At 69.3% G+C, this 6,000-nt stretch carries 5 protein-coding genes; 3 read left to right on the plus strand and 2 right to left on the minus strand.

Features of this window, described 5'->3' with window-relative positions:
- The first annotated feature begins 23 nt into the window (after window positions 1–23).
- Both JJ683_RS07590 and JJ683_RS07595 read left to right on the plus strand, forming a co-directional pair.
- The gene (locus JJ683_RS07590; protein WP_200172739.1) at window positions 24–734 is read left to right on the plus strand and encodes a lytic transglycosylase domain-containing protein; all 711 of its coding nucleotides are present in this window, start codon (window positions 24–26) and stop codon (window positions 732–734) included.
- Window positions 735–1,652: 918 nt separating this feature from the next.
- Entirely contained in the window at window positions 1,653–2,492 is an 840-nt protein-coding gene (locus tag JJ683_RS07595; RefSeq protein ID WP_200172712.1) for a hypothetical protein, read from the plus strand.
- A 90-nt stretch (window positions 2,493–2,582) separates the two neighbouring features.
- Here the strand turns inward: JJ683_RS07595 and JJ683_RS07600 are convergent, their stop codons facing one another.
- Both JJ683_RS07600 and JJ683_RS07605 read right to left on the minus strand, forming a co-directional pair.
- On the minus strand, window positions 2,583–3,548 hold the full coding sequence (locus JJ683_RS07600; RefSeq protein ID WP_200172714.1) for a TauD/TfdA dioxygenase family protein: 966 nt from the start codon (window positions 3,546–3,548) through the stop codon (window positions 2,583–2,585).
- On the minus strand, window positions 3,545–4,339 hold the full coding sequence (locus JJ683_RS07605) for a TetR/AcrR family transcriptional regulator (protein ID WP_307810753.1): 795 nt from the start codon (window positions 4,337–4,339) through the stop codon (window positions 3,545–3,547). Before JJ683_RS07605 ends, JJ683_RS07600 begins: the two co-directional genes overlap by 4 nt.
- 220 nt (window positions 4,340–4,559) lie before the next feature.
- Here JJ683_RS07605 and eno point away from each other — a divergent pair, with 220 nt between their 5' ends.
- Complete coding sequence (gene eno, locus JJ683_RS07610; RefSeq protein WP_200172716.1) at window positions 4,560–5,852, plus strand: phosphopyruvate hydratase; 1,293 nt, start codon at window positions 4,560–4,562, stop codon at window positions 5,850–5,852.
- Window positions 5,853–6,000: the final 148 nt, after the last annotated feature.

The following is a 6,000-nucleotide window of genomic DNA, read 5'->3' on the forward strand; positions in this document are numbered from 1 at the left end:
CCTCGACGGTGATCGCCGCGGTGATGCCTGCACTGGTGGTCAGCGGTGTCGTGGGCGCCGCCGTGGTGTCCTGTTCTCTGGTCGAGCGCCCGACCGTCCCCGATCTCAACCCGCCGGGCGCGGGTGCGCCGCTGCCGCCCATCGACGTGGAGGCGCCCGGCCGCAGCGCCGATCAGCTGGCGGATTGGGCGTCGGGTCTGAGCGGCCAGCTGGGCATCTCGCAGACGGCCCTCGAGGCGTACGGCTATGCGCAGGCGGTGATGGCGGTGGCGCGCCCCGACTGCCATCTGGGGTGGACGACCGTCGCGGGGATCGGGTCAGTGGAGAGCAAGCACGGGACGCATGGCGGCGCGTCGGTGTCGGCGGCCGGCCAGGTGAATCCGCCCATCCGGGGCGTTCCCCTGGACGGTCGCCCCGGGGTGGCGAATATCGACGACACCGACGGCGGGGCCATGGACGGGGATCCGGTTCATGACCGGGCGATGGGGCCGATGCAATTCATCCCGGAGACGTGGGAGCGCTGGGGGGTGGACGCGAACGGCGACGGCATCGCCGACCCGGACAACCTCGACGATGCGGCGCTCACCGCAGGGCGCTACCTGTGCGGGTTCGGGCGCGATCTGTCGACCGCGACGGGATGGACCTCGGCGCTCGCCTCCTACAACATGTCGGAGGCGTACGCGCGTGAAGTGCAGTTCCGGGCCAACGCCTACTCGGTGGGCGTGCGCCCCTGACCTCAGTGGGGCATTAGACCGTTCGACTGACATTTAGACGCACGTTCTTCGTTGTAACAGCTGCACAACATGTTCTATTCGGGATGGTCACGCCGGTTTGTGCGCATGGGATTGCGGCACGGGTCGGCGCTGGTCATGGATGTGGTGGCGGTGGTCTGAGCGGGCATCGCACGGCGGCTCGCGGCTGTGCCCGATATTGATCGAACGTCCACATTTGCTCTGTGACATTTACTAAAGTGGATGAACTGGTGCTTCAGTGTTAGCGTTTTAGCAGGTCTTCGGGGGTCGCTGCGGACTCGCGACGCGTGTTGCATGGACGGGGTATCCGGGATGTGGCACGGAGCTGCTGTTCGTACGTAGGGGTTCTCGGCTCCCTCCGTCAGGCGAAAACGGTGACCCTGTTGCCGAAATCCTCCGGCGGAACACCGCCGGGAGTGACGACGCGGAAAAGGCTGTGCCGGCTGCTGCTCCCGCCCGAGCGGCGCCCCGGCTTCGACCGCGTCCGCGGGTGATCGTCCGCACCCGCATTCCGGGCCCGATCCAAAGCCGTCCGCCAACGGCGAGGGTCGGGCCCGGGTCTGCTTCTTCGGATGGGGCACGCTTCGGAGCTTCCGCCGGCGTGGTCGCCGGCCGGGCTTCGCGGCCGTGCAGCGTCGTGATTGTCCGGCTCGCTTTGCGGAACGAAGTCAGTCTGGGGGCGCTTCTTTTCGGCCTCGTTGTTGTCCTCCGAACGGACGACAAAATCGCTTTGAGATTCTGTGAACTTTCGTAACGGCATGAGGACTTGTCGGTGAGGTGGTCTACTATTCGACGTGTTCCGGATCGAGGCTGTGTGCAGCCGCGATAACTGTCAATTATCAAGCCGGTGCACTTCTTCGATGAAGTTGACCGACCGGCTTTCTGCAAAAGGGAGTGAAAATGAGCGTGAAGAAGTTCGCCGGCGCCTCTGCGGCCGGCATCGCTTCAGTGGTACTGGTACTCGGAGGCGCGGGCGTGGCGGGTGCCCTCCCGGGTGCCGGCAGCCTCGGGTCGCTGACGGGCTCGGTCGGCGGCGACCAGTGCGGCACCACCGTGGTGACGCCGGAAGCGATGGGCGATTGGGCGACGCCCCGGGACGAAACGCCGGCAGCGATCGTGGCGGCGGGCGCCAATGATGCTGACTTTGGCAACGGTGTCTTGACCTTCCCGGAGGACTCTGCCGAGAAGCCGGGGACTTCCCTGTACAACGAGGTCAAGATTCCCTTGTCGGACCTCCTGGATGACGAGGGCAAGGCCGAGGTCTTCCAGTTCGATTACACCACGAGTGGCCAGGCCCCGGCGCTCCAGCTCCGAATCGTAGGAGCGAATTATAACGAGTCGATGGCCGAGTCCGATGCGGCGTCGGGCGCCAAGCATTTCGAAAGCGGTTTCGCGACGATCGTGTGGAGCCCGGCTGCGGCCGACGGGTCGTGGAAGAAGGCCGACACCACGGGCAGCGATCAGTTCTGGGTGACCCGGAGTATTGACGGTACTGAAACGCTGCCGGAGCTGAACCGAGGGCCGGGAAACATGGACACGCTGGAGAACATCATCGCGCGCAACCCTGATGCGACGCTGATCGGCTACGGCGTCCAGCAGACCCGCGAGAACGACTCCACTGATGTCAAGGTGGACAACTTCACCATCGGCTGCCAGGTCACCGATTTCGAGGTGACCGCACCCGGTCCGTTCGGTTCGCTGGCCGGCCTGTTCGGGAGTGTCGGTTCGAGCGAGCAGTGACGATCCCCGTGACCGGTGACGTTCCGTCACCGGTCACGGAACGACACACGGGCGCCCCGCCGGACCACCGGCGGGGCGCCCTCGCACGCGTCAGCCCCCGATGCCCACCGGAATGTCGCCGACGATCGAGATCCGGTCCATCACACGCTTCTGCGGGAAGTAGTCGCTCGCCGCATAGTGCTGGCAGGTGCGGTTGTCCCACATGGCCACCGTGTCGGGGCGCCAGCGCAGCCGCACCTGGAACTCGGGCCGCTGCACGTGCCGGTAGATCACCGAGAGGATCTCGTCCGACTCCTCCTGCGAGACACCGAGCACGCGGGTGGTGAACACCTGGCAGGCGAACAGCACCCGCCGGCCCGTCTCGGGGATCACCCGTACCAGCGGATGCTGCACCGCCGGCAGGTGCGGGCGCAGCAGGTCCACGGCCTCGGACGGCATCGACTTGCCGAACGCGTGCAGCCAGTCGTGCTCCGCCGAGAGGTGATCGATGTGCTCGCGGAAGGCGGCGGGCAGGGTGTCGTAGGCGGCGGCGGTGTCGGTCCACAGGGTGTCACCGCCGCTCTCGGGCAGCTCCACCGCACGCAGGACCGCGCCGAAGGACGGTGTGGCGCTCCACGTCACGTCGTTGTGCCAGGAGTTCTCGACGCCCGCGCTCGCCATCCCCTTGGCAAGGGTGGTGACGTCGACGTCCGTCTGGCCAGGCTGGGTGTACTTGAAGAAGGGGTGCTGCTCGAGCTCGCCCCACAGCTCGGCGAAGGCGCGGTGGTCCTCGCGGCTGATGTGCTGGTCGCGGAAGAACAGCACCTTCCACTCGAGCAGGGCACGGCGCAGCTCGGCCAGCGTGGCCGCGTCGAGGTCGCCGCCGAGGCGCAGACCCGACACCTCGGCGCCGATGGTGGTGCCGACGGGCGTCACGGTGATGCGCTCGTAGGGCTGCGGCTCGGCGCCGTCGGGCAGGCGGTCGGCCACGATCGGCCCGTACATGAGCAGCGGATCGGTGGTGGAGTCGCCGTAGATGGTCGAGGTGGGGACGGCGGGGGCGTCGGTGGCGGTCATGGGTGGTCCTCTCGGATCGGTGATGTGGATTGCGGGACCGTGGAATGCAGATCGAGCGCGTCCGGCCCGGCCGGTGCGGTGAGCAGGCCGTGGCACGTGTCGACGAGCCGCGCCGTGACACGGCCGGGCGACAACGCGGCGCCCGGGACGGAGAACGGCGGTGGGGGGAACGGCCGTGGGGGGAACGGGAACGCGGGGGAGTGTCCTGCGCCGTCCGTGGCGGCCTCCGCGGCGGCGAGGGCGCCCACCACATAGCCCAACAGCCCGGCGGTGCGCCAGCAGGCCGTCTCCTCGTCGAGACCGTGCCGAGCACCCGGCGCGGTGAGCACCGCGACCATGCGCCGGCGCGTCTCCTCGACGGTGAACAGCGTGCTGTGCTCGGCGATGAGTCCGGCGAGCTCGGGCGAGACCAGCGACTGCGCCAGGAAGCGCGCGTACGCGGAGCCGGGGGCGAGCAGAACCCGGCGGGCCAGCGGCACCACGAACGCCTCGGCCAGGGCGCGCAGCGGCGCCTCGGGCCCCGTCGGAGGGGCGGCGTCGAGCGTGTCGAGCATGGCCCGGCGGTGCGCGGCGATGGGGTCCATGCGTTCGGCCAGCACGGCGCCGACCAAGCCGTCGCGGCTCCCGAAGTGGTAGTTGGCGGCCGACTTGTTGGACTGGCCGGCGGCCTCCTGCACGGCGCGCAGGGTGAGGGCCGTGAGCCCGCGTTCGGCGACGATGCGCTCGGCGGCGTCGATCATCGCGGCGCGGGCGGGGGACTCGCGTCGGGCGGTGGCGCTCGTCAGTGTCACACCTCACACATTAAGGATAGGACCTTAATCTGGCAATGGCCGGGTTGCGCGGGGCCCCCGATCGCCGGCCCGTCCTGCCGCGTGCCTGCGGGACGCGGCAGGACGGGGCAGATAAGCTGACCCGAGTTGCGCGGGCCCGCGCGGAACCACCACATCGACGATCGATAGCCAACGGCGCCGATCGATAACCAACGACATCGACAGACTGAGGAGTACGCCCGTGGCCGTCATCGAACAGGTCGGAGCACGCGAGATCCTGGACTCCCGTGGCAACCCCACGGTCGAGGTCGAGGTGGCCCTCGACGACGGGACCTTCGCCCGCGCCGCCGTCCCGTCGGGCGCCTCCACCGGTGAGCATGAAGCCGTGGAACTGCGCGACGGCGGCGACCGCTACGGCGGCAAGGGCGTCACGCAGGCGGTCGAGGGCGTGCTGGGCGAGCTCGCCCCCTCGGTCATCGGGCTGCCGGCGGAGGAGCAGCGGCTGGTGGACCAGGCATTGCTGGACGCCGACGGCACACCGGACAAGTCCCGCCTGGGCGCCAACGCGCTGCTCGGCGTCTCGCTGGCCGTGGCCAAGGCGGGCGCCGAGTCGTCCGACCTCGAGCTTTTCCGATACCTGGGCGGCCCCAACGGCCACGTGCTGCCGGTGCCGATGATGAACATCCTCAACGGCGGCGCGCACGCGGACACGGGCGTGGACGTGCAGGAGTTCATGGTGGCGCCCATCGGCGCGCCCAGCTTCAAGGAGTCGCTGCGCTGGGGTGCCGAGGTCTACCACTCGCTCAAGGCCGTACTGAAGAAGAAGGGCCTGTCGACGGGGCTGGGCGACGAGGGCGGCTTCGCGCCGGACGTCGCCGGCACGCGCGAGGCGCTCGACGTCATCTCCGACGCGGTCGCCGCCACGGGGCTGGTGCTGGGCCGTGACGTGGCGCTGGCGCTCGACGTGGCCGCCACCGAGTTCCACTCCGACGCCGGCTATGCCTTCGAGGGCACTACCAAGACCGCGGCGCAGATGACGGAGTTCTACCGCGAGCTGCTGGGGTCGTATCCGCTGGTGTCGATCGAGGACCCGCTCAGCGAGGACGACTGGGACGGCTGGGCCGAGCTCACCGCTGCGATCGGCGACAAGATCCAGATCGTGGGCGACGACCTCTTCGTCACCAACCCGGCGCGCCTGCGCACCGGCATCGACAAGAGTGCCGCCAATGCGCTGCTGGTGAAGGTCAACCAGATCGGCACGCTCACCGAAACGAACGACGCCGTCGACCTCGCGCACCGCAGCGGGTTCCGCACGATGATGAGCCACCGGTCCGGCGAGACCGAGGACACCACGATCGCCGACCTTGCCGTGGCATTGAACTGCGGGCAGATCAAGACGGGCGCGCCCGCGCGCAGCGAACGCGTCGCCAAGTACAACCAGCTGCTGCGCATCGAGGAGTCGCTGGGCGACGCCGGCCGCTACGCCGGCGCCGGCGCCTTCCCGCGCTTCAGCCCGGAGGGCAGCGCAAACTGATGGCGGAGCGGGGCAGGCGTCGGCCGACAGGAAGCCCGGGCGGCAGAGAACCGGGGCGCAGTGCGCGCGCCCGGGACTCGCGCTCGCGCGCGTCCGGCCGCTCGCAGGCCCCGCGGTCGTCGTCGACCCGCCCGGGCACCGCCACGGC

This window comes from Tomitella cavernea (assembly GCF_016599145.1).
In the GTDB taxonomy this organism is placed as follows: domain Bacteria; phylum Actinomycetota; class Actinomycetes; order Mycobacteriales; family Mycobacteriaceae; genus Tomitella; species Tomitella cavernae.